23 protein-coding genes are annotated in these 22,223 nt (G+C 73.3%); 14 read left to right on the top strand and 9 right to left on the bottom strand.

Translation table 11 applies throughout. The features are described from left to right. From ACT80S_RS15825 to arsC, 7 genes are all read left to right on the top strand, one after another. Positions 1 to 1,077 (top strand): trypsin-like serine peptidase (locus tag ACT80S_RS15825; RefSeq protein ID WP_377417559.1); only part of this gene is annotated, 1,077 nt, incomplete at its 5' end. A gap of 49 nt (positions 1,078 to 1,126) precedes the next feature. Next, positions 1,127 to 2,191 (top strand): Holliday junction branch migration DNA helicase RuvB, encoded by a 1,065-nt coding sequence (ruvB, locus tag ACT80S_RS15820; RefSeq protein WP_377417557.1) that lies wholly within the window; start codon positions 1,127 to 1,129, stop codon positions 2,189 to 2,191. Between the two features lie 4 nt (positions 2,192 to 2,195). Further along, positions 2,196 to 3,353 (top strand): efflux RND transporter periplasmic adaptor subunit, encoded by a 1,158-nt coding sequence (locus ACT80S_RS15815; RefSeq protein ID WP_377417555.1) that lies wholly within the window; start codon positions 2,196 to 2,198, stop codon positions 3,351 to 3,353. 6 nt (positions 3,354 to 3,359) lie between these two features. Further along, positions 3,360 to 4,586 (top strand): ABC transporter permease, encoded by a 1,227-nt coding sequence (locus tag ACT80S_RS15810; protein ID WP_377417553.1) that lies wholly within the window; start codon positions 3,360 to 3,362, stop codon positions 4,584 to 4,586. A gap of 7 nt (positions 4,587 to 4,593) precedes the next feature. After that, complete coding sequence (locus tag ACT80S_RS15805; protein ID WP_377417551.1) at positions 4,594 to 5,298, top strand: ABC transporter ATP-binding protein; 705 nt, start codon at positions 4,594 to 4,596, stop codon at positions 5,296 to 5,298. Positions 5,299 to 5,316: 18 nt separating this feature from the next. Beyond that, positions 5,317 to 7,080 (top strand): arsenical pump-driving ATPase, encoded by a 1,764-nt coding sequence (gene arsA, locus ACT80S_RS15800; protein ID WP_377417549.1) that lies wholly within the window; start codon positions 5,317 to 5,319, stop codon positions 7,078 to 7,080. A 34-nt stretch (positions 7,081 to 7,114) separates the two neighbouring features. Next, a complete protein-coding gene (gene arsC, locus ACT80S_RS15795; RefSeq protein ID WP_377417547.1) occupies positions 7,115 to 7,540 on the top strand; it encodes an arsenate reductase (glutaredoxin) in 426 nt (141 codons plus the stop codon). Between the two features lie 64 nt (positions 7,541 to 7,604). Here the strand turns inward: arsC and ACT80S_RS15790 are convergent, their stop codons facing one another. After that, positions 7,605 to 8,144, bottom strand: coding sequence for a MarR family winged helix-turn-helix transcriptional regulator (locus ACT80S_RS15790; RefSeq protein ID WP_377417545.1), 540 nt, complete (start codon positions 8,142 to 8,144; stop codon positions 7,605 to 7,607). Positions 8,145 to 8,246: 102 nt separating this feature from the next. Between ACT80S_RS15790 and ACT80S_RS15785 the strand changes: the two genes are divergently transcribed. Further along, a complete protein-coding gene (locus ACT80S_RS15785) occupies positions 8,247 to 9,230 on the top strand; it encodes a tripartite tricarboxylate transporter substrate binding protein (RefSeq protein ID WP_377417543.1) in 984 nt (327 codons plus the stop codon). Then, on the top strand, positions 9,227 to 10,552 hold the full coding sequence (locus ACT80S_RS15780; protein ID WP_377417541.1) for a sulfatase family protein: 1,326 nt from the start codon (positions 9,227 to 9,229) through the stop codon (positions 10,550 to 10,552). Before ACT80S_RS15785 ends, ACT80S_RS15780 begins: the two co-directional genes overlap by 4 nt. 61 nt (positions 10,553 to 10,613) lie before the next feature. Here the strand turns inward: ACT80S_RS15780 and ACT80S_RS15775 are convergent, their stop codons facing one another. The 3 genes from ACT80S_RS15775 to ttcA form a co-directional block, all read right to left on the bottom strand. After that, positions 10,614 to 11,255, bottom strand: coding sequence for a histidine phosphatase family protein (locus ACT80S_RS15775; protein ID WP_377417539.1), 642 nt, complete (start codon positions 11,253 to 11,255; stop codon positions 10,614 to 10,616). A 70-nt stretch (positions 11,256 to 11,325) separates the two neighbouring features. After that, positions 11,326 to 11,934 carry a DUF4136 domain-containing protein gene (locus ACT80S_RS15770; RefSeq protein ID WP_377417537.1) on the bottom strand — a complete coding sequence of 203 codons (609 nt, stop codon included), beginning with the start codon at positions 11,932 to 11,934 and terminating at the stop codon, positions 11,326 to 11,328. 29 nt (positions 11,935 to 11,963) lie between these two features. Next, a complete protein-coding gene (ttcA, locus tag ACT80S_RS15765; protein ID WP_377417535.1) occupies positions 11,964 to 12,899 on the bottom strand; it encodes a tRNA 2-thiocytidine(32) synthetase TtcA in 936 nt (311 codons plus the stop codon). Positions 12,900 to 12,949: 50 nt separating this feature from the next. Between ttcA and ACT80S_RS15760 the strand changes: the two genes are divergently transcribed. Beyond that, positions 12,950 to 15,475: a cation-translocating P-type ATPase gene (locus ACT80S_RS15760; protein ID WP_377417533.1), complete on the top strand. Its 2,526-nt coding sequence runs from the start codon at positions 12,950 to 12,952 to the stop codon at positions 15,473 to 15,475. Between the two features lie 45 nt (positions 15,476 to 15,520). Here the strand turns inward: ACT80S_RS15760 and ACT80S_RS15755 are convergent, their stop codons facing one another. From ACT80S_RS15755 to ACT80S_RS15745, 3 genes are read right to left on the bottom strand one after another with little or no spacing between them, the layout of a single operon-like run. Beyond that, positions 15,521 to 15,919 (bottom strand): hypothetical protein, encoded by a 399-nt coding sequence (locus ACT80S_RS15755; RefSeq protein WP_377417531.1) that lies wholly within the window; start codon positions 15,917 to 15,919, stop codon positions 15,521 to 15,523. Continuing rightward, a complete protein-coding gene (locus ACT80S_RS15750) occupies positions 15,916 to 16,284 on the bottom strand; it encodes a dihydroneopterin aldolase (protein ID WP_377417529.1) in 369 nt (122 codons plus the stop codon). Before ACT80S_RS15750 ends, ACT80S_RS15755 begins: the two co-directional genes overlap by 4 nt. Continuing rightward, positions 16,281 to 17,069 (bottom strand): SDR family oxidoreductase, encoded by a 789-nt coding sequence (locus ACT80S_RS15745; RefSeq protein WP_377417527.1) that lies wholly within the window; start codon positions 17,067 to 17,069, stop codon positions 16,281 to 16,283. Before ACT80S_RS15745 ends, ACT80S_RS15750 begins: the two co-directional genes overlap by 4 nt. A gap of 21 nt (positions 17,070 to 17,090) precedes the next feature. Between ACT80S_RS15745 and ACT80S_RS15740 the strand changes: the two genes are divergently transcribed. The 4 genes from ACT80S_RS15740 to ACT80S_RS15725 all read left to right on the top strand — a co-directional run bounded on the left by ACT80S_RS15740 (position 17,091) and on the right by ACT80S_RS15725 (position 20,251). Further along, entirely contained in the window at positions 17,091 to 18,185 is a 1,095-nt protein-coding gene (locus ACT80S_RS15740; protein ID WP_377417525.1) for a class I SAM-dependent methyltransferase, read from the top strand. 11 nt (positions 18,186 to 18,196) lie between these two features. Further along, positions 18,197 to 18,391 (top strand): DUF2905 domain-containing protein, encoded by a 195-nt coding sequence (locus ACT80S_RS15735; protein WP_377417523.1) that lies wholly within the window; start codon positions 18,197 to 18,199, stop codon positions 18,389 to 18,391. 187 nt (positions 18,392 to 18,578) lie between these two features. Further along, entirely contained in the window at positions 18,579 to 18,896 is a 318-nt protein-coding gene (locus ACT80S_RS15730; protein ID WP_445323090.1) for a helix-turn-helix domain-containing protein, read from the top strand. Continuing rightward, positions 18,893 to 20,251, top strand: coding sequence for a HipA domain-containing protein (locus tag ACT80S_RS15725; RefSeq protein WP_377417519.1), 1,359 nt, complete (start codon positions 18,893 to 18,895; stop codon positions 20,249 to 20,251). The genes ACT80S_RS15730 and ACT80S_RS15725 overlap by 4 nt, the downstream gene beginning before the upstream one ends. A 40-nt stretch (positions 20,252 to 20,291) precedes the next feature. On the opposite strand, the gene ACT80S_RS15720 is transcribed toward ACT80S_RS15725, so the two are convergent. Then, complete coding sequence (locus ACT80S_RS15720) at positions 20,292 to 21,515, bottom strand: multifunctional CCA addition/repair protein (RefSeq protein WP_377417517.1); 1,224 nt, start codon at positions 21,513 to 21,515, stop codon at positions 20,292 to 20,294. Next, entirely contained in the window at positions 21,515 to 22,204 is a 690-nt protein-coding gene (locus ACT80S_RS15715; RefSeq protein WP_377417515.1) for a glutathione S-transferase family protein, read from the bottom strand. The genes ACT80S_RS15720 and ACT80S_RS15715 overlap by 1 nt, the downstream gene beginning before the upstream one ends. Positions 22,205 to 22,223 lie beyond the last annotated feature (19 nt).

Below are 22,223 nucleotides of genomic sequence, written 5' to 3'. Positions count from 1 at the left end.
CAGGCCGCGGCCCTGCGGGTGCGCTCCCCCGGCGCGGCCGGCCTGCCGCTGGCGCTGCGCGTCGAGCGGCTGCCCGCCGGCGCGGTGCTGCGGGTGGCCGGGGCGCAGGGCCCGGCGCAGGCCGTGGCGGGCGGGCAGGTGCTCGCCGCCCTGGCGCGTGACGCCGCCGCGGGCGTCGCCGGCCGCCGCTACTGGCTGCCGGCGGTGGCCGGCGAGGAGGCCCTGCTGCAGGTCACCCTGCCGGCGGGCAGCACCCCGGCGGACCTGGCGCTCGCGGTCCCGGAGGCGGCCCACCTGTGGTGGACCCATGCCGCCGTCACCCGCGCCGCGGCGCTGAAGGTCGGCGAGGCCGGCACCTGCAACGCCGACGCCGCCTGCTCGCCCGCCTACGAGTCCGACCAGCGCTCGGTGGCGCGGCTCGAGTTCATCGAGGATGGCCAGGCCTTCGTCTGCACCGGCACGCTGCTGGCCGATGTCGCGGCCACCGGCACGCCCTGGATGCTCAATGCCAACCACTGCATCGGCAGCCAGGCGGCGGCCTCGACCGCCTCCACTTACTGGTTCTACCGCGCCGCCGCCTGCGGCAGCGACCGCCTCGACCCGGCGGCCACCCAGCGGCACGGCGGCGCCACGCTGCTGCACGCGAACGCCGCCACCGACACCGCCTTCCTGCGCCTGGAGCAGTCGCTGCCGGCCGGCGTGGTCCATGCCGGCGTGCTGCTCGGGCCGGTGGCGGTCGGCTCCGAGGTGGCCAGCCTGCACCACGCGGGCGGCGACCTCCTCAAGCTCAGCGTCGGCTCGGTGCAGTCGTACGCCGACTGCGACGGCACCCGCTGCTCCACGGTCGCGGGCACCGAGGGCAACTACCTGTCCCTGGGGTGGCGCGTCGGCACCACCGAGAGCGGCAGCAGCGGCTCGGCCGCCTTCGTCGCGGCGGGCGGCCGGCGCTACGTGGCCGGCCACCTGTTCGCGGGCCTGGCCAGCTGCGCGGACCCGGGCCGCAACGACTTCTACGGCCGCATCGACCGGGAGTACCCCGCGCTGCGGCCCTACCTGGGCGACGTGCCCGGCACTTGAGGCCGAGCAAGCGGGGTGGGGTGGGGCCGGCGGTACCATCCATCCTGAAATGACGATCCACACCGACGATTTCGCGCCTCCGCCCGCCAAGCGCGTGGTTTCCGCCGCGCCGGCTTCGCCCGCCGAGGAGGCGATCGAGCGGGCCCTGCGGCCCAAGCTGCTGCAGGAATACGTCGGCCAGGCCCGCACGCGCGAGCAGCTGGAGATCTTCATCGGCGCGGCAGCCCGCCGTGGCGAGGCGCTGGACCATGTGCTGCTGTTCGGCCCGCCGGGCCTGGGCAAGACCACCCTCTCGCACATCATCGCCCACGAGCTGGGCGTGAACCTGCGCCAGACCTCCGGGCCGGTCCTGGAGAAGCCCAAGGACCTGGCGGCCCTCCTGACCAACCTCGAGAAGAACGACGTCCTGTTCATCGACGAGATCCACCGCCTCTCCCCGGTGGTGGAGGAGATCCTCTACCCCGCGCTGGAGGACTACCAGATCGACATCATGATCGGCGAGGGCCCCGCCGCACGCTCGATCAAGCTGGACCTGCAGCCCTTCACCCTGGTGGGCGCCACCACCCGCGCCGGCATGCTGACCAACCCCCTGCGTGACCGCTTCGGCATCGTGGCGCGGCTGGAGTTCTACACCGCGGACGAACTCGCCCGCATCGTCCAGCGTAGCGCCGGCCTGCTCGGCGCGCCGATGGACCCGGAGGGCGGCATGGAGATCGCCCGCCGCTCGCGCGGCACGCCCCGCATCGCCAACCGGCTGTTGCGGCGCGTGCGCGACTACGCCGAGGTCAAGGGCAACGGCCGCATCACCCAGGACATCGCGCAGAAGGCGCTGGCCATGCTCGATGTCGACCCGCAGGGCTTCGACGTGATGGACCGCAAGCTGCTCGAGGCGGTGGTGCACCGCTTCGACGGCGGCCCGGTGGGCCTGGACAACATCGCCGCCAGCATCGGCGAGGAGTCCGGCACCATCGAGGACGTGATCGAGCCCTACCTGATCCAGCAGGGCTACCTGCAACGCACCCCGCGCGGCCGGGTGGCCACGCTGGCCGCCTTCCGCCACCTCGGCGTGGCGCCCCCCGCCGCCGCCGGCGGGCTCTTCGCCGACGGGGCCTGACCCGGTGGCCGGCCCGCAGACCACTCCCTCACGCAGGTGGGCCTGGATCGCCGGGCTGGCGGTGCTGGCCGCCGCCCTCGCCGCCGGGGGCGTGATGGCGCTGCGACCGCCGCTGTCACCGGCCCTGCAGGTGCAGTCCGCGCCGCTGGTGCGCACCCTGCAGTTCTCGGCCCGCGTGGCCACGCTCTCGCGCGTGGACGTCGGCGCCACCGTCACCGGCCGCGTGGCCCGGGTGCTGGTGGTGCAGGGCGACACGGTGCGCGCCGGCCAGCCCCTGATCGAGCTGGAGTCGGACGAACTGCGCGCCACCTGGCTGCAGGCCCGGGCCACCGAGGTCCAGGCCGAGGCTACGCTGCGCAATGCCCGCGCCGAACTCGAACGCGCCCAGGCGCTGGTGGCCCAGGGCTTCCTCAGCGCCTCGCGCAATGACGACGCGCGCCGCGCCGTCGATGTCGCCCTGGCCCAGCGCGAGGCCGCCGCCGCCGCGGCCCAGGCGGCCCAGGCCCGGCTCGGCCAGGCCCGCATCCTCGCCCCGCGCGCCGCGCGGGTGCTGGTGCGCAACGTCGAGCCCGGCCAGATCGTGCAGGCCGGCCGCGCGCTGCTCTCGCTGGCCCTGGCCGGCCCCACGCAGCTGGTGGCCCCGGTCGACGAGCGCTTCCTCGAGCAGCTCCAGGTGGGGCAGCCGGCGCAGGTCGTGGCCGACGCCTTCCCCGGCCAGCGTTTCGCCGCGCGCGTGATCTCGCTGTCGCCCGCGGTCGACGCGCAGCGTGGCGCGGTGGAGGTCAAGTTCGCCCTGGAGGGCCCGCCGCCGGCGTTCCTGCGCGAGGACCTCACCGTCTCGGTCGAGGTGCAGACCGGCGCGCGCGAGCAGGCGCTGGTGATCCCGCTGTCCGCCCTGCGCGGGACGCAGTCGGTGCTGGTGGCGCGTGACGGCCGGGCCGAGCTGCGGACGGTGCAGCTCGGGCTGCGCACCCTGGAGGCCGCCGAGGTGGTGCAGGGCCTGGCGGCCGGCGACCTGGTACTGCTCGGCGCCGACGTCGAGGCCGGCCAGCGCGTGCGGCCCCAGGCCAGGGCCTGGCAGCCGCAGGGAACGGCCGGCATCCCGCGCATCGACACGCCCGGCGAGATGGGGCGCGCCCTCAGCAGCGCCATGGGGCGCTGAGGCGGCATGGGGTTCGGCCTCGGCTTCGAATGGCGGGTGGCGATGCGCTTCCTGCGCGAGGGCCGCATGCAGACCCTGCTGATCGTCGTCGGCGTCGCTGCGGGCGTGGCCGTCATCGCCTACATCTCCGCCCTGGTCGAGGGCCTGCAGGGCAACACCCTGTCCAAGACCCTGGGCGCGCAGGCCCATGTCACCCTGCGCGCGCCCGACGAGCGCGTCACCCCGGCACTGGCCCTGCCGCCGCAGGCCACCGCGCTCACGCAGACGCAGGCCCGGGCCCAGCGCCTGCGCTCCGTCGCCAACTGGCAGGCGCTGGTGCCGCTACTCGAGGCCGACCCGGCCATTGCCACCGTCTCGCCGCTGGTGTCCGGCAGCGGGCTGGCGCTGCGCGGCGAGGCCAGCCTGGCGGTGGCGGTGACCGGCGTCGAGCTCGATCGCTACGACCGCCTGGTCAGCCTGCGAAGCAAGGTGGTGGCCGGTGCCGCGCGCCTGGAGCCGGGCGACGCCATCCTCGGCCGCGAGCTGGCCATCGACCTGGGCCTGCAGGTGGGCGACCGCCTCACCCTGCAGACGGCCTCCACGAACGACTCGGTGCGCATCACCGCCCTGGTGGACCTCGGCCTGCGCGACCTCAATCGCCGCACCGCCATCGTGCCGCTGCGCACCGCGCAGGCCCTGTTCGCGCTGCCCGGCGGCGCCACCGGCCTGGACCTCGCGCTGCGCGACGTGTGGGCCGCGCAGGGGGTCACCGACGCCCTGCGCCAGCGCCACCCGTACAAGATCGAGAGCTGGCAGGAGAGCAACGCCCAGCTCGTTTCCGCGCTCAACGCGCAGACCGTCAGCACCACCCTGATCCGCGTCGTGGTCGCGGCGGTGGTGGTGCTGGGCATCGCCAGCGTGCTGGTGGTCTCGGTGGTGCAGAAGCGCCGCGAGATCGGCATCCTGCGCGCCATGGGAGCCACCCGCGGGCAGATGCAGCGGGTCTTCCTGGTGCAGGGCGCGATGGTGGCCGCCCTGGGCTCGGCGCTGGGGATCGTGCTGGCGGTCGTCATGATCTGGGCCTTCACGAACTTCGTGCGCGGCTCGGACGGCCAGCCGCTGTTCTTCGTGACCCTGCCCCCGCGCACCGCCGTGCAGGTGGCGGCCCTGGCCCTGGTGTGCGGCGTGCTCGCCGCCATCATGCCGGCGCGCCGCGCCGCGGCGATGGACCCGGCGCAGGCAATCCGGCTGTGAGGACCCGATGGCCCGCCCCCTGATCGAGCTGCACCGCCTGGGCAAGTCCTACAACCTCGGCCTGCCGAGCGAGACCGAGGTGCTGCACGGCCTGGACCTGCGCATCGACGAGGGCGAGTTCGCCGCCCTGGTCGGGCCCTCCGGCTCGGGCAAGAGCACGCTCCTGAACATCATCGGCCTGCTCGAGCGCCCGACCTCGGGGGACTATGTCCTGCAGGGGCAGTCCGTGTCCGCGCTCCATGACGACGCGCTCACCCTGCGCCGCCAGCGCACGCTGGGTTTCGTGTTCCAGTTCCACCACCTGCTGCACGCCTTCACCGCGCTGGAGAACGTGACCCTGCCCGCGCTCGCCGCCGAGGGCCGCGTCACGCCGCAGCGCCTGGCGCAGGCGCGCGAGCTGCTCGCCGCCGTGGGCCTGTCCCACGCCATGGACAAGCGGCCGCTGGAGCTCTCCGGCGGTATGCAGCAGCGGGTGGCCATCGCCCGTGCGCTGATCCTGCAGCCGGCGCTGGTGCTGGCCGACGAGCCCACCGGGAACCTGGACACCGCCACCTCGGACGATGTCTTCGCGCTGCTGCGACGCATGCATGCCGAGCGGGGCACCTCGTTCATCGTGGTCACGCACGACCCGCGGCTGGCGGCGCGCTGCGACCGCCTGATCGAGCTGGTGGACGGGCGCATCGCCCGTGACGAGCCGGTCGGCCCCTCCTGACTACCGGAGCCTCGCACCATGCAATGGCTGGAATCCCCCACGCGCTTCATCTTCTTCACCGGCAAGGGCGGCGTCGGCAAGACCTCGGTGTCCACCGCCACGGCCATCGCCCTGGCCGACGCCGGCCGCCGCGTCCTCCTCGTGAGCACCGACGCGGCCTCCAACCTCGACGAGATGCTGGGCGTGCCGCTGTCCAACCGGCCGGTGCCCGTACCCGGGGTCGGGCGCCTCTCGCTCGCCAACATCGACCCGGACGCCGCCGCCGAACACTACCGCAGCCGCGTGATGGCGCAGATGGCCGACGCCCCCGAGGAGGAGCGTTCGACGGTACGGGAGCAGCTCTCGGGCGCCTGCACCACCGAGATCGCCTCCTTCGACGAGTTCTCCGGCCTGCTGGCCGGCGGCGCCGACGCCTACGACCACGTGGTGTTCGACACGGCCCCCAGCGGCCACACCCTGCGCCTGCTGAGCCTGCCCAAGGCCTGGAGCGGCTTCCTGGCCGGCAACGACCGCGGCGCCTCCTGCCTCGGCCCGCACTCCGGCCTGAAGATGCAGGAGGCCCGCTTCAACCAGGCCCTGGCCGCCCTGACCGACCCGGCGCTGACCACGGTGGTCCTGGTCGCCCGCCCCGAGTCGGGCGCGCTGGCCGAGGCGGCGCGCACCAGCGAGGAGTTGCGCACGCTGGGGCTGGAGCGCCAGTGCCTCGTGGTCAACGCCGTGTTCCGCCCCAGCGTGCCGGACGACCCGGTGGCCCAGGCCATCGCCCGCCAGGGCGAGGCGGCGATCGCGCAGATGCCGGCGCCCTTGCGGGCCCTGCCGCGGGCGGAGGTGCCGCTGCGCCCGTTCGACTCGGTGGGACTGCCGGCGTTGCGGGCGCTGCTGCGGGACGACGCGGCACGGGCGATCGCGCCCGCCGCGCCCACCGCCTCGGCCGCCGGCCTGGACCTGCCCGGGCTGGACCGGCTGGCCGACCAGCTGGCCGCACAGGGCCGGGGGCTGGTCATGGTCATGGGCAAGGGCGGCGTGGGCAAGACCACCATCGCCGCGGCGCTGGCGCTGGGCCTGGTCGCCCGGGGGCACCGCGTGCACCTCACCACCACCGACCCGGCGGCCCACCTGGGCCTCACGCTGGCGGGCGCGGTCGAGGGGCTGGAGGTGAGCCGCATCGACCCGAAGGCCGAGACGCAGCGCTACATCGACAAGATGATGGCCACCCGGGGCCGCGGGCTGGACGCGCACGAGCGCGCGCTGCTGCTGGAGGACCTGCAGTCCCCCTGCACCGAGGAGGTGGCGGTGTTCCATGCCTTCTCGCACACCGTGGCCCAGGCCTCGCGCTCGTTCGTGGTGATTGATACCGCGCCCACCGGCCACTCGCTGCTGCTGATGGATGCCACCGGCGCCTACCACCGCCAGATGCTGCGCGGGCTCGGCGAGCGCACCGGCGCGCGCGTGGTCACGCCGCTGATGCGGCTGCAGGACCCGCAATACACGCAGGTGATCCTCGTCACGCTGCCCGAAACCACCCCGGTGTCGCAGGCCGCCGCCTTGCAGGAGGACCTGCGCCGCGCGCAGGTGGAGCCGTATGCCTGGGTGCTCAATCGCTCGGTACTCGCGGCCGGCCCGCGTGACCCGCTGCTGCAGGCGCGGTTGGCGGGCGAGGCGCGGCAGGTCGAACGGATCCGCCAGGGGCTGGCGCAGCGGCTGTTCGTGCTGCCGTGGCAGGCCCGCGCGCCGGTGGGCGTGGCGGCCCTGCAGGCGCTGGTGGCACCCGCAGCGTCATGACAGCGAACCGAGAGACCTCCAGGAAGGACCCCCCATGACCGTCACGATCTACCACAACCCCGCCTGCGGCACCTCGCGCAACGTGCTCGCCCTGATCCGCCATGCCGGCATCGAGCCGGTGGTGGTCGAGTACCTCAAGACGCCGCCCTCGCGCGAGACGCTGCAGGCCCTGGTCGCGGCCACCGGCCAGCCGGTGCGCGCGCTGCTGCGGGAGAAGGGCACGCCCTATGCCGAACTCGGGCTGGGCGACCCGTCCTGGACCGACGACCAGCTGCTGGACCAGATCGTCCGGCACCCGATCCTGATGAACCGCCCGGTGGTGGTGACCGAGCTCGGCACCCGCCTGTGCCGGCCTTCCGAGGCCGTGCTCGAGATCCTGCCGGTGGGGCCGCTCGCGCCCTTCACCAAGGAGGACGGCGAGCCGGTGGTGGACGGCGGCGTGCGGCTGCGCCGGGGCTGAGCCGGAGCTGAGCCCTGTGGCCGGGGCGCCCTGCGTCCCAGGGCCGCCCGCGCCGCCCAGGCCGTCAGCCCGGCGCGCCCGCGCCGCCCCGGCGCCGCTGGCCCAGGCGCCGCTGCGCCCTCGGCAGCTGCGTGTCCAGTTCCTGCCGCAGCGCGTCGGCCGAGGCCTGCAGCCGGCCGATGAAGCCATCGAGCTGGGCCATCTCCGCATCGGACAGCGCAGCCAGGACGCGCCGGTTGATCTCCTGCACCTGGGGCATCAGCCGCGCGTAGAGCGCCTCGCCGGCGGGCGTGGCGCGCAGCAGGGCCTGGCGCCGGTTGCCGGGCGGCACCTCGCGCAGGACCAGCCCCTTGTCGACCAGTGAGCCGACCATGCGCGAGGTGCGCGCCCGATCGAGCTGGAACCGCTCGGCCAGGGCCGAGGGCGCCATCGGCCCCTGCTCGCACAGCAGGCCGACCACGCCCCACTCGCGCCGCGTGATGCCATGCCCGCCCTCGCACAGCCGCACCACCATCGCCCCGGCCAGGGCCGACAGGCGATTCAGGCGGTACAGGAGCAGGTCGTTGATCGTCTGCAGGCGGTGCGAGGGCGTCGGCTCGGTCATGCGGCGGGCTTCGGGTAACTCCGGGGGATGGTTGATTAGATCAATCAAGGCGCGCTGCCTAAATTCGGCAAACCCCGAACCGGCCCCCGGCCCCCGACGACCATGACCTTCCACCGCTCCCTCCTCCTCTCGCGCCGCGCGCTGGGCGCCGCCGTCCTGGCCCTGGCGCTCGCCCCCGGCCTGGCCGGCGCCCAGGCCTACCCGGCCAAGACCGTGCGATTCATCAACAACTTCCCGCCCGGCGGCCCGGCCGATGTCCTGGCCCGCTCGATGGCCGAGGCGTTGCAGGCCACGCTCAAGCAGGCCTTCATCGTCGAGAACAAGGCTGGCGCCGCCGGCAACATCGGCGCCGACCAGGTGGCCAAGGCCCCGGCCGACGGCCACACGGTGCTGTTCGGCATCGACACCACGTTCACCGTCAATCCCCACCTCTACAAGTCGATGCCGTTCCGGGCGGACGACCTCAAGCCGGTGATGGTGCTGGCCTCCTCGGGCCTGCTGGTGGGCGCCACCCCGGCTTCCGGCTGGCGCTCGATGAAGGACCTGGTCGCCGCCGGCAAGGTCCGCACGCTGAACTTCAGCAACGCCGGCAGCGGCAGCCCCGGCCACCTGGCCCTGGAGATCTTCAAGGACGCGGCGGGCGTACGCATCCAGCACGTCCCGTACAAGGGCAACACCCCGGCGGTCACCGCGCTGCTCGCGGGCGAGGTGGAGGCGGGTGCGCTCGCCTCGCCGGGCATGCTGCCCCACGTCAAGGCCGGCAAGATCACGCCCCTGGCCGTCACCAGCCGCCAGCGCTCGCGCCTGCTCCCCGAGGTGCCCACCGTGGCCGAGGCCGGGCTCAAGGAGCTGGAGCTGGAGGTGCTGTACGTCGCGATGGTCCCCGCCGCCACGCCCGACGCCGTGGTGCAGGTCCTGCACAAGGCCATGGCCGAGGCGCTCCAGCGCCCCGACATCCAGGCCCGCCTCGCGAGCCTGGACCTGGTCCCCGAGGGCCAGGCCGGCGACGCCGCGCGCAAGCGCCTGGCCGACCTCTCCGCGCGCTACGCCCGCATCGTCAAGGCCACCGGGATGCAGGCCGAATGAAGCGCCCCAACATCATCTTCATCGTCGCCGACGACCTCGGCTTCGCCGACCTGGGCTGCTACGGCGGGCGCGACGCCGGCTTCGGCCCGGTCTCCCCCGTCCTCGACGGCCTGGCCGCGCGCGGCCTGCGCCTGACCGAGGGCTACGCGAACTCGCCGGTGTGCTCGCCCACCCGCTTCGCGATGATCACCGCGCGCTGGCAGTACCGCCTGCGCGGCGCCGCCGACGAACCGATCAACAGCCGCAGCAAGGGCAGCACCACCCTGGGCCTGCCGCCCGCGCATCCCACCCTGCCGTCGCTGCTGCGGGACGCGGGCTACCGCACCGCGCTGATCGGCAAGTGGCACCTGGGCTACCCGCCGGCCTTCAGCCCGGTGAAGTCGGGCTACGAGGAGTTCTTCGGCCCGATGTCGGGCGGGGTGGACTACTTCACCCACTGCAGCAACAACGGCACGCACGACCTGTACTTCGGCGAGGCCGAGCACTCGGAGGAGGGCTACCTCACCGACCTGCTCTCGCGCCGCGCGGTGGACTATGTCGAGCGCATGGCCGAGGGCGCCCGCGGCGGCACGCCCTTCTTCCTGAGCCTGCACTACACCGCGCCGCACTGGCCCTGGGAGACCCGCGACGACGCCCATGTGTCCGAGGGCGTGAAGGACCACCTGTTCCACCTGGACGGCGGCAACATCGACACCTACCGCCGCATGATCCACCACATGGACGAGGGCATCGGCTGGCTGGAGCAGGCGCTGGCCCGCGAGGGCCTGCTGGAGGACACGCTGATCGTCTTCACCAGCGACAACGGCGGCGAGCGCTTCTCGGACAACTGGCCCCTGGTGGGCGGCAAGATGGACCTCACCGAGGGCGGCATCCGCGTGCCCTGGATCGCCCACTGGCCGGCGGTGATCCCGCCCGGCTCGGTGAGCGGGCAGCACTGCCTGACCATGGACTGGTCGGCCACGATGCTGGACCTCGGCGGCGCCCGCCCCGCGCCCGGCTTCGACTGGGATGGCGTCTCCCTCGCCGCCGTGCTGCGGGACCCCTCGGCCACCTTCGAGCGGCCGATGTACTGGCGCATGAACCACCGCGGCCAGCGCGCCTTGCGCGAGGGGCCCTGGAAGTACCTGCGGGTGGACGGCCACGACTACCTGTTCGACGTGAGCGCCGACGCCCGCGAGCGCGCCAACCTGGGCAAGCGCGAGCCGCAGCGCCTGGCGCGCATGCGCGAGGCCTGGGAGGCCTGGAACGCGACGATGCCCGCCATCCCGGCGGACGCCACGGTCAGCCTCGGCTATTCGGCGGCGGACATGCCACAACGGTGAGGCCGCAGGCGCGCCGCGCCGGGGCCGCCACAGGCCTCGGCCGGCCGCCCGATGACACACCCTAGAAACTGCTCTCGCCCAGCGCCTCGCCCTCGAGGTGCTGGATGTCCGACCAGCCGACCACCGACAGCGCCCCGGGCGTCCACAGCAGCCGGTTGATCGCGCCATTGGGCAGCTCCCAGGTGCGCGGGGAGTTCACCTCCTGCCCGGTGGCCACGCGGTACAGCGCGTCCAGCACGCCGCCATGGGCCACCACCACGATCAGCTCGCCCAGGTGGCGGGCGGCGATCTCGTGCACCGTGCGGCTGACGCGTTCGCGCAGGGTGATCAGCGACTCGCCGCCCTCCGGCGGCGTCCAGTCCGGGATGCGCTTGCGCCAGTTCAGCGCCTGCTCGGGCCAGGCCTGCTCGATCTCCTTGAAGGTCTTGCCCTCGAACGAGCCGAAACAGCGCTCGCGCAGCCCCCGCACCGGCACCACCGGGGCGCGGGCCGCGGTGGCGATGTGTTCGGCGGTGTGCCAGGCGCGCTGCAGGTCGCTGGAGTAGACCGCCGCCACCGGCTCGGTGGCCAGGGCCTCGCCCACCCGCCGGGCCTGCCAGCGGCCGTTCTCGTTCAGGCCGATGTCGAGCTGCCCCTGGATGCGGGCGTCGACATTCCAGGGCGTCTCGCCATGTCGGACGGCAATGATGCGGGTGGCTTCCATGCCCGGAATTCTAGGCAGCCGTCCGCCAGCTTCCAGGGATTTCTTTGCCTCGCCGCGCCGCGGGGCGGCCTCAGCGCTTGATCTCGATGTCGACCCGGCGCGGCCCGGCGGGGGGCACGGGGAAGCCCTGGAGGGCGGCGTCGAGCAGGGCCGACAGCGCGGTCTCGGGCGGCACCCAGGTGCCGTCGTTGTAGGCGTGGGTCTCGTAGACGACCCGGCCGGTCGTGGCGTCGCGCATCACGAGCCCGACTTCGCGCTGGTACCAGGTCGGGCCGGTGTCCCAGCCCCAGAAGGGGTAGGCCATGCCCACGCCCAGGCCGCGGCGGCCGTTCCAGGTGCCCCAGCTGCCCCAGCCGCTCCAGCGCGGGCCGGCATAGGGCGACATGACCTGCTGCACGCGGCTGGAGACCTGCACCGCGTAGCGCCCGGCGGCGTCGTCGCGCCGCAGGCCGGCCCGGGCCAGGGCGCCGTCGGCGGCGAGTTCCAGGCGGGTTTGCGACGGATCCGCGGCCTGCGAGGGCAGGCGCTCGTAGCGGTAGGTCGCCGGCGCCGGCACCCCCGCCAGCGTGGAGTAGGACTGGACGGTGTTCTCCAGCCGGTAGGTGCTGGCGCAGCCGGCGAGCAGGGCGGCGGCGGCGAGGAGTGCCAGCAGGAGGGAACGAGGAACCGGATGCTTCATGGGACCTCCTGGGGGATGGGGGAACCGGGTCAGTCGCCGGACGCCAGCGGCACGACCTGCAGGCCCGGCAGCCCGGGCGGGGGGGAGGGGAACTCGTCGGCGTCGAAGGCCTTGTCGCCGTCCTCGCTGGCCACGCCCGTGGCTTTCAGACCCTGGAAGTCGTAGAGCGTTCCGTCGGCAAGGTGCGAGGGCACGACGTGGCGCAGCGCGTTGAACATGTTGTCCAGGCGGCCGGGATGCTTCTTCTCCCACTCCTGCAGCATGGCCGAGACCTGCTTGCGCTGCAGGTTCTCCTGGCTGCCGCACAGGGTGCAGGGGATGATGGGGAACTGCCGGTGCGCGGCCCAGCGCACCAGGTCCTTCTCGGCCACGTAGGCCAGGGGACGGATCACGATGTGCCTGCCGTCGTCGCTCACCAGCTTGGGCGGCATGCCCTTGAGCTTGCCGCCGAAGAACATGTTCAGGAACAGGGTCTGCAGGATGTCGTCGCGGTGGTGGCCCAGGGCGATCTTGGTCGCGCCGAGTTCGTCGGCCACCCGGTACAGGATGCCCCGGCGCAGCCGCGAACACAGGCTGCACATCGTCTTGCCCGCGGGGATCTTGTCCTTGACGATCGAGTAGGTGTCCTGGTTCTCGATGTGGAAGGGGATGCCCAGGGCCGTGAGGTACTCGGGCAGCACGTGCTCCGGGAAGCCGGGCTGCTTCTGGTCCAGGTTGACGGCCACGATGGAGAACTTCACCGGCGCGCGCTGCTGCATCTTCAGCAGGATGTCCAGCAGCGTGTAGCTGTCCTTGCCGCCGGACAGGCAGACCATGACCTTGTCGCCTTCCTCGATCATGTTGAAGTCGCCGATGGCCTGGCCCATGAGGCGGCACAGGCGCTTCTCGAGCTTGTGGGTTTCCCGCTCGATCTTCTGCTCGCGGGACAGGGGGGTGGGCTCTTGCTCGATCCAGACGGCGCTCATGGGACTGATTGTCTCATTCCCGCCCTTCCCGGCTCCTATGATCCCCCTTCATGAGCCGACCCACCGCGCCCACCGGCCTGAGCTCCCAGGAGGCCGCCCGCCGCCTTGCGCAGCACGGTCCCAATGCCCTGGAAAGCCGCGAGCACCGCGGCCTCGGCCGCACCGTGCTGGCCGTGGCCACCGAGCCCATGTTCGCGCTGCTGCTGGCCGCCGCCGGGATCTACCTGGTCCTGGGCGACCTGGCCGAGGGGCTGCTGCTGTCCTTCTTCGCCGTCATGACGGTGGCCCTGGTGGTGGGCCAGGAGCGCCGCAGCGAGCGCGCGCTCGATGCCCTGCGCGAGCTGGCCGCGCCCCAGGTGCGGGTGCTGCGTGACGGCGAGGTCCGGCGCATTCCGGCGCGCGAGCTGGTGCCCGGCGACCTGTTCCTGGTGGGCGAGGGCGAGCGCGTGGCGGCCGACGCGGTGCTGCGCGAATGCGCGGGGCTGTCGGTGGACGAGTCCCTGCTCACGGGCGAGTCGGTGCCGGTGCGCAAGCGGCCGCAGCCCGAGGGCGGCCCGCCGGCCGCCGAGCCGGGCGGGGACGACCTGCCGCTGGTCTACGCCAGCACCCTGGCGGTGGGGGGCAACGGCGTGGCCGAGGTCACCGCCACCGGCGCGGCCACCCGGGTCGGGCAGATCGGCGCCTCGCTGGCCGCGATCGAGCTGGCCGCCACCCCGCTGCAGCGGCACCTGCAGCGCCTGGTGCGCTGGCTGGCCGCCGGCGGCCTCGGCCTGAGCCTGCTGCTGGTGCTGTGGTGGGGCCTACGCGAGGGCGAGTGGCTGCAGGGCCTGCTGGCCGGCATCGCCCTGGCCATGGCCATGCTGCCGGAGGAGTTCCCGATGGCGCTGGCCGTCTTCCTCGCGCTGGGCGCGTGGCGGCTGGCGCGGGTCAAGGTGCTGGCGCGGCGGCCGGCGGTGATCGAGGCGCTGGGCGCCTGCACCGTGCTGTGCGTGGACAAGACCGGCACCCTCACCGAGAACCGCATGCGCGTGCGCCGGCTGGTGGCCGACGAGGCCGATGTCGACCTCGCGGGCGCTGCGGCCGGCGACCTGCCGCCGCCGGTGCGCCGGCTGCTCGAGGTCGCCATGCTGGCCTCGCGCCGCGGCGGCGTGGAGCCGATGGACAACGCCATCCTGGCCCATGGCGACGAGGCGCTGGCCGGCACCGGCCACCTGCACCCCGAGTGGCTGCTGGCGCAGGAGTATCCGCTGACGCCGCAGCTGCTGGCGATGTCCCAGGTCTGGACCGGCGAGGACGGCACCGCCCGCATCGCCGCCAAGGGCGCGCCCGAGGCGGTGGCCGACCTGTGCCACCTCGAGCCGGAGCAGGCCGCGGCGCTGCAGGCCCGGGTGCAGGCGCTGGCCGACCAGGGCCTGCGCGTGCTGGCGGTGGCCGAGGGCGACGCCAGCGGCCCGCTCGCCGACAACCCGCACGACTACGACTTCTCCCTCCTCGGCCTGGTCGCCTTCGAGGACCCGCTGCGCGCCAGCGTGCCCGGGGCCGTGGCCCAGGCGCGCCGCGCCGGCATCGCCGTGGCCATGATCACCGGCGACCATGCCGCCACCGCCCTGGCCATCGCCCGCCAGGCGGGGCTAGACACGGCCGCCGGCGCCCTCACCGGGGCGCAGCTGCGGGAGATGGACGACGGCCGCCTGGCGCAGGCGGTGCGCGAGGTGCGGGTGTTCGCCCGCGTCGCGCCGGCCGACAAGCTGCGGCTGGTGCAGGCCCTGGCCGCCAGCGGCGAGACCGTGGCCATGACGGGCGACGGCGTGAACGACGCGCCGGCGCTGAAGGCCGCGCACATCGGCATCGCCATGGGCGTGCGCGGCACCGATGTCGCCCGCGAGGCGGCGGGCATCGTGCTGCTGGAGGAGGACTTCGGCCACATCGTCGACGGCGTGCGGGTGGGCCGGCGCATCTACGACAACCTGCGCAAGGTCATGACCTACATCATGGCCATCCACGTGCCCATCGCCGGCCTGGCGCTGCTGCCGGTGCTGCTGGGGGCGCCGCCCATGATGCTGCCGGTGCACGTGGTGGTGACCGAGATGATCATCGACCCGGTGTGCTCGCTGGCCTTCGAGAAGACGCCCGCCGAGCGCGGCGTGATGGACCGCCCGCCCCGCCCCGCCGGCGAGCCCCTGGTGGGCGGCTCCCTGCTGGTGCAGGCCCTGCTGCAGGGCGGCAGCCTGCTGGCGGCCTCGCTGGGCGTCTACCTGTACGGGCTGCACGTGGGGCTGCCCACCGACGAGGCCCGCACCCTGGCCTTCATCGGCCTGACCGCGGGCAACCTGCTGCTCGTGTGGCTCAACGCCAGCGCCGGCGTGGGCATGCGCGCGCTGCTCGGGCGGGACTTCGCGGTGTTCTGGGGCGTGGCGGCGGTGGCCACCGGGCTGCTGGCGCTGGCCGTGACGGTGCCGGGCGTGCGCGGGCTGCTGAAGTTCGGCGCGCCGCCGGCCTCGCAGCTGGGGCTGGCCCTCGCCGCGGTGCTGGGGACGGTGATGCTGGCCTGGCTGGTGCGGCCGCGGCGGGCCTGAGCGCGGCCTGCCGCACGGGCCCGGGGAATTCCCCGGCAGGCCCTCCTAGTCGACCACCACCAGCGCCGGGTCGACCGGGCGGATCCGCTGCTCGTGGTAGTAGCCGCCGTATTCGGTGTAGCGCAGGAAGACGCGGGCGCAGGCGCCGCACTCCCAGACCTCGCAGCGGTTGTACGGGTGGTGGCGCACCGACACCGGCGCGTCGGGGGACCAGGCGTGCGTGCCGGCGGGGTGGTACTCCTCCAGCGTCGGGTCTTCGTCGTCGGGGTGGCGCAGGGTGCCCACCGCGCGCAGGGAGGCGGCGTCGAAGGTGCCGGGCACGGCCTCCCAGCCGGGCTTGCCGTTGACGGGTCCGCAGGCGGCGCAGGCCGGCGCGCCGCGCGCCGCCTCGGCCAGGGTTCGCAGGCCGGCTGCGTCGAGCACGGGCAGGTTCGCCGCGGTCACCATTGGCCGGTCTCCATGCGGATCGCGACCTCGCAGTCGTCGAAGATCTCCAGCTTGGCGATCTTCACCCGCACGCCGATCACGCCGGGCAGGTCCATCAGGCGCGCGGCCAGCTTGCCGATCAGGCTCTCGAGCAGGTTCACGTGTTCGGCGGTGCACTCGTCGATGATGATGGTGCGCACCTTGCGGTAGTCGAGCACGTGCAGGATGTCGTCGTCGTGCGGGATCAGGGGCTGCGTGCCGAGGTTCAGCTCCGCGTCCACGCAGATCGGCTGCGGTGCGGTCTTCTCGTGGTCCAGGATGCCGAGGTTGGCATCGAAGCGCAGGCCCGTGAGGGTGAGGATCTGGGTGCCGGCCTTGGTCATGGCATCAGGGAGAAATCGCGGTCGAACTTCATCAGGTGCTGGCCGCCGTCGACCAGCAGCGTGGTGCCGGTGATGGAGGTGTTGGCCAGCGCGAATTGCACGGCCGCCACCACGTCCTGCGGCGTGGAGGAGCGGCCCAGGGGCGAGAGGCGGTGCAGCGCCTGGAATTTCTCGTCGGACAGCATGTGGCTGGTGAGCGTGAGCCCCGGCGCCACGCCCACCACCCGCACCCGCGGCGCCAGGGCCAGGGCGAGCATGGTGTTGGCCGCTTCCAGGGCCGCCTTCGACAGGGTGTAGCTGAAGAAGTCGGGGTTCTGGTTCCACAGCTTCTGGTCCAGCATGTTCACCACGCAGCCGGTGGCGTCGCGCCGGGCCAGGTGGTCGTGCAGGGCCTGCGCCAGCAGCACCGGCGCGCCGGCGTTGGAGGCGATGTGCCGCGTGAGCGACTCGTAGCCGAAGGTGGCGGGCAGGTCGTGCTCGAACAGCGAGGCGCTGTTGACGACCGCATCCACCTGCCCGAGCTGCGCCGCCACCGCGGGCAGCAGGGCGCGGGTGGCGGCCTCGTCGGCCAGGTCGGCGGGGAAGGCGGCGTGGCGCGCGTCCACATGGCCGGCGCGCAGGCTGGTGACCTCGCAGTCGGCCACGGTGCGCTGCGCCTCCTCGGCGGAGTTGCGGTAATGCACGGCGACCTGCCAGCCCGAGGCGGCCAGCGCCAGGGCCATCTCGCGGCCCAGGCGGCGGGCCGCGCCGGTCACGAGCACGGTGGGCAGGGCGGGGGAATTCATTGCAACGACAATCGGGGGGTGATGTCCATCGAAGCAGCCAGTTTAGCGACCCCCCTGCACCCGCTCCTGCGCGAGGAGATCGCGCGCGAGGGCGGCTGGCTGCCCTTCGACCGCTTCATGGCGCAGGCGCTGTACGCCCCGGGCCTGGGCTACTACGCCAACCAGACCCGCAAGTTCGGCCGCATGCCGTCCTCCGGCAGCGACTTCGTGACCGCGCCCGAGATGACTCCCCTGTTCGGCCAGGCCCTGGCCGTGGCCGTGGCCGACGCGATGGACGCCACCGGCTGCGACGAGGTCTGGGAGTTCGGCGCCGGCACCGGCGCGCTGGCCTCGCAGCTCCTGGGCGCGCTGGGCGACCGGGTGAAGCGCTACACCATCGTCGACCTCTCCGGCTCGCTGCGCGAGCGCCAGCGCGAGACGCTGGCGGCGCACGCGGGCCGGGTCCGGTGGGCCGGCGAGCTGCCCGACGACCTGCGCGGCATCGTCGTGGGCAACGAGGTGCTGGACGCCATGCCGGTGAAGCTGCTCGCGCGCGCGGGCGGCACCTGGCACGAGCGCGGCGTGGTCGTCGATGGCGATGGCTTCGCCTGGGAGGACCGCCCCACCGCGCTGCGCCCGCCGGTGGAGATCGAGGGCGGCCACGACTACCTCACAGAGGTCCACCCGCAGGCCGAGGCCTTCGTGCGCACGCTGGCCGACCGGCTGAAGCAGGGCGCCGCCTTCCTGCTCGATTACGGTTTCCCCGAGGACGCGTACTACCACCCGCAGCGCCACATGGGCACCCTGATGTGCCACCACCTGCACCAGGCCGACCCGGACCCGCTGGTGAAGGTGGGCCTGAAGGACATCACTGCGCACGTGAACTTCACCGGCATCGCGCTGGCGGCGCAGGAGGCGGGGCTGGGCGTGCTGGGCTACACCACCCAGGCGCGCTTCCTGATCAACTGCGGCCTGGTCGAGCGCATGGCCGATGCGTCGCTGCAGGAGCGCGTGGCGGCCCAGCGCCTGGTGCACGAGCACGAGATGGGCGAGCTGTTCAAGGTGATCGGCCTGCATGCCGGCGCGTTCTGGGACGCGGTCGGCTTCCGCCACGGCGACCGCACCGCCACCCTCTGACCGCGCAGGCCATGATCCGCTGGATCCTCGTCATCTTCCTGGCCCTGGTCCTGATCAGCGGCTTCACGCCGCTGCTGCAGAAACTGGGCTTCGGCAAGCTGCCGGGGGACTTCCGCTTCAAGCTGTTCGGGCGGGAGTGGTTCATCCCGCTGACCACCACGGTGATCCTGAGCCTGGTGGCCGGAGGCATCGCCAAGCTGATCTAGGCCGGCGGGCGTCGGGGTTGTCACCGGCGGGCACAGCGCCTGGCCGATGGATCGGATGTTTCGGAATTTCAGAAAATTTCTCGGAAACATCCGCCCGGCATCAGCGATTTCGGAATTTCAGAAAATACGTTGCGGATCGCCTTCTGTGGCCGTATATTTCGGACTTTCAGAAACTTCATCGTCCAGCATGCCCTCGTCCCGCGCCGCGAGCGCTCCTGCCGAAGTGCCCGGCATCCAGGTCCTGAACAGCGTGGCCGACCTGGGGATCCAACTGCGGGCGCACCGCAAGCAGCAGGGCCTGCGCATCGACGATGCCGCCGCGCTCCAGGGCGTGTCGGTCGACCTGCTGTCGCGCCTGGAAAACGGCCAGGGCGGCGTGCGCACGGACAAGCTGCTGGCCGTGCTCGACGGCCTCGGGCTGGCCCTGGTGGTCGCCCCGAAGGACCATCCCTGGCTGCGGAGCCTGCCCGACGGCCGGGACATGGGCACCGAGGCCGCGCCATGACCCAGGTGCTGGGCCTGGCCCTGTGGGCCGGTCGGCGCCACGTGGCCGACATCAGGCACCTCCCCCTGGACGACGCCTGGACCCTGGCCTACACCCCGGCCTGGCTGGCGGACCCCGACGCCTACCCGCTGTCGCCGGCCCTGCCCCTGGCACCGCCGGCGGGCGGACACCGCTCCGCCTCCGTGCGGCGCTTTCTCGAGAACCTGCTGCCCGAGGGGCGCGCCCTCGACATCGTCGCCTCCGTCCGCGGGGTGGCCAAGACCAACGTCCATGGCCTGATCCAGGCCCTGGGGACGGAGACCACGGGCGCCTTCCGCTTCCTTGCCCCGCACGAGGACGGCGCCAGGCCGCCGGACGAACACCCCTGGCGAGTCGTCACCCTGGACGAGCTCGACCAGCGCATCGCGCAGCGGGCGGAGCGCCCCTTCGTCGAGTGGGACGGCAAGGTCCGGATGTCCATCGCCGGCTACCAGGACAAGCTCCCCGTCTTCCTGGAGGGTGACCTGGCCCGGGGCGGGCGCCTGGTGCTGCCCGACTACCCGCTGGCGTCGACCCACCTGCTCAAGCCGCAGCCCGACCAGGCGGGCGTGGCGCACATGGTCGTCAACGAGCACTTCTGCATGAGCTTGGCCCGTGACCTGGGCCTGCCTGCGGCGCAGGTCGCCATCCTGCGCACGCCGCGTCCGGTGCTGGTGGTCACCCGGTTTGACCGGGTGGTGCGTCACGGCGCCGGCGGCGTGGCGGTGGACCGGCGCCATGTCATCGACGCCTGCCAGGCCGCCGATTTGCCGGTGAGCTACAAGTACGAACGCCACATCGGCAGCGGCCCCGAGGTCGCGGCCTACCGCGACGGCATGAGCCTTCCGCGCCTGTTCGAGCAGCTGCAGCATGTCACGCGCAAGGCGGCGGCCCGCCTGGAGATGCTGCGATGGGCGCTGTTCCAGTTCGTCATCGGCAACTGCGACGCGCACGGCAAGAACTTCTCCTTCCATGTCCAGCCGGCCGGCCTGGCGAACGCGCCCTGGTACGACCTGGTCAGCGTCGTGCAATACCCGCAGTTCTCGCACGAGCTGGCGATGGCCTTCGGCGATGAATTCAACCTGGACGAGGTCAGGGCCTACGCCCTGGCCGACTTCGCCCACCGCTGCGGGATCGACCGCCAGCTGCTGCTGCGCGAGAGCCGGCGCCTGCGCGACGCGGTCGTGGCCCGTGCCATGGCGCTGGCCGAGTCTGCGCCCTATGAGGCCGAGGAAAGGGCCTTCGCCAGGCAGGTCGCGCGGTTCGCGATCGGGCAGGGGGAGCGACTGCACCAGGCCGCCCGGGAAGCCGCCCGGATCGGTGGGCAGTACCTGTAGCCGCGGGCTCGGGCAGGCCGGCCGCCGTCACGCGCGCGGGTCAGACGCCCGCCGCCTCCACCGCCTCGATCCGAGCCTGGTGGATCCACTCCCCGATGCGCTTGCCGCTGGCGCCCGCCGCCGCGGCGCGTGCCGCGACCTCGGCGGTGTCCACCGACTGCGCCGCCGCCAGCGCGGCGAGCAGGCGGGGGCGTTGCGGGTAGGCGTCGTCCTCCATGCCGAGGCGGCCGCGGGCGTCGCACTCGCAGGCGAGCAGGATCTCGTCCATCCGCGCCGGCTTGCGCAGCGCGTCGCAGCGTTCCAGGAGCCGCACCAGGGCGGCCGCGCCGAACTCCCCGCTGCGGTGGATGTTGCCGTGCTCGCGCGCCACCACGTCGCCCAGCTCGCGGCACTCCACCGGCACCCGCAGGCGCTCGGCCAGGCCCTTGAGCAGGCGCGCGCTGCGCTCCTCGTGGCCGATGTGCCGCGGCAGCACGTCGGCCGGGGTGGTGCCCTTGCCCAGGTCGTGCGCCAGGCAGGCGAAGCGCACCGGCAGCGAGGCGCCCAGGCGCGCACTCATGTCCAGCACCATCATCAGGTGCACGCCGGTGTCCACTTCCGGGTGGTACTCGGGGCGCTGCGGCACGCCCCACAGCCGCTCCACCTCCGGCAGCAGGCGGGCCAGGGCGCCGCATTCGCGCAGCACCTCGAACATGCGCGAGGGCCGTTCCTCCATCAGGCCTCGCGCCAGCTCCTGCCACACCCGCTCGGCCACCAGCGCATCGACCTCGCCGGCCCCGACCATGCCGCGCATCAGCGCCATCGTCTCGGGGGCCACGCGGAAGTCGGCGAAGCGCGCGGCGAAGCGGGCCAGCCGCAGGATGCGCACCGGGTCCTCGCGGAAGGCCCCGGTCACGTGCCGCAGCACGCGGTCACGCAGGTCCTGCTGGCCGTGGAAGGGATCGACCAGGCTGCCGTCGGGGCGGCGGGCGATGGCGTTGATGGTGAGGTCGCGGCGGGCCAGGTCCTCCTCCAGCGTGACCTTCGGGTCGGCGTGGAAGGTGAAGCCGTGGTAGCCCGGCGCGGTCTTGCGCTCGGTGCGCGCCAGCGCGTATTCCTCGCGCGTCTCGGGGTGCAGGAAGACCGGGAAGTCCTTGCCCACGGGCAGGTAGCCGGCGTCCACCAGCGCCTGCGGCGTGGCGCCCACCACCACCCAGTCGCGGTCATGCACCGGGCGCCCGAGCAGGGCGTCGCGCACCGCGCCGCCGACTTCGTAGGCCTGCATCAGCGCGACGTCCGGTAGGGTTCCTCGAACGCCCGGAAATCCTGCTCCGCCAGCGCGCCCTCGATCCAGGCCTTCACGCCCGGCAGGGCGCAGGCGCGCGCCACGTAGGCCGCCACGTCGGGCGGCACCGGCAGGCCGTAGGTGCGCAGTCGCATGCACACCGGCGCGAAGTAGGCGTCGGCCACCGAGAACGCGCCGAACAGCAGGCCGTCCGGGTGCGGGTGCTGCGCGAGCAGGCCGGTCCACATCGCGACGAGGCGGTCGAGGTCGGCGCGCACGCCGGCCTGCTCGCGCAGCACGCGCTCGCCCACCTCCGGCAGCGAGGCCTCGATGTTCATGGGGCAGTGGCTGCGCAGCGCGCCGAAGCCGGCGTGCATCTCGGCGCAGACGCTGCGCGCACGGGCGCGGTCCTGCGCGCCAGCGGGCCACAGGGCCTGGCCGGGAAAGCGCTCCGCCAGGTACTCCGCGATCGCCAGCGTGTCCCAGACCGCGAAACCGTCATCGACCAGCACCGGCACCTTGCCGGCCGGGGTGATGTCCCCGAGGGCCTGCTTGAACGCCGAGCCGGGCTCGAACGAGTCGAAGCGCACCATGACTTCCTCGAACGGGATGCCGGCCTGCCGCATCAGCACCCAGGGCCGCATGGACCACGACGAGTAATTCTTGTTGCCGATGTACAGGCGCAGCATGGCGGCTTCTCCTTGGGGG

Source organism: Ramlibacter sp. MAHUQ-53 (genome assembly GCF_052600055.1).
The sequence above is the reverse complement of the archived record's forward strand: the minus strand, read 5'-3'. Positions and strand labels throughout refer to the sequence as shown.